Annotated in this window: 1 protein-coding gene; it reads left to right on the forward strand. The window is 63.8% G+C overall.

Annotated elements, in window-relative coordinates; all coding sequences use genetic code 11:
- The coding region (locus CXQ97_RS20835; protein WP_181035159.1) for a catalase-related domain-containing protein at positions 1-712 on the forward strand (712 nt) is incomplete at both ends.

Genomic DNA, 712 nt, shown 5'->3' on the forward strand with positions numbered 1-712 from the left:
CGAGGGTCACAAGATCCGCAACCGCAGCGAATCCTTCGGCGACCACTTCTCCCAGGCCACGCTGTTCTGGAACAGCATGAGTGCGCCGGAGAAGGAACACATCGTCGGCGCCTATACGTTCGAGCTAGGCAAAGTCGAGCGTGTGTTCATCCGCGAGCGCCAGGTCAATGAGATCCTCGCCAATATCGACCTGGAGCTGGCCCGCCGTGTCGCCGAGAACCTGGGTCTGCCGGCGCCGAGCGCACCGACCGTGACGCCGAAGACGCCAACCCCGCAGGATTCGCCGGCGCTGAGCCTGATGAACCATGCACCGGGCAATATCAAGTCGCGTAAGGTGGCCATCTTGGTAGCTAACGGCGTCGATGGTGCTGCGATCGACGCCTTCAAGGCCAAGCTGGCCTCTGAGGGAGCGCTGGCCAAAATCATTGGGCCTTCACCCGCTCCAGTTAAAACGGCGGACGGAAAGATGCTGCCGGTCGACGCTGCGATGGATGGCATGCCCTCGGTGATGTTCGACGCCGTGTTCGTCCCCGGCGGCGCCGATGCGGCGGCGGCCATGGCTAAGTCCGGCGAGGCCAAGCACTACGTGCTGGAGGCCTACAAGCACCTGAAACCTATCGTCATGCTCGGTGCGGCGCGGCCGCTGCTGGCATCGCTGGGCCTGCAAGCCGACAGCGGTCTGCTGGAGGGTGACGATGTGGACGGTGTGTTC

Origin of the sequence: Arthrobacter sp. B0490 (assembly GCF_002929355.1) — a bacterium.
Lineage (GTDB): Bacteria > Actinomycetota > Actinomycetes > Actinomycetales > Micrococcaceae > Arthrobacter_D.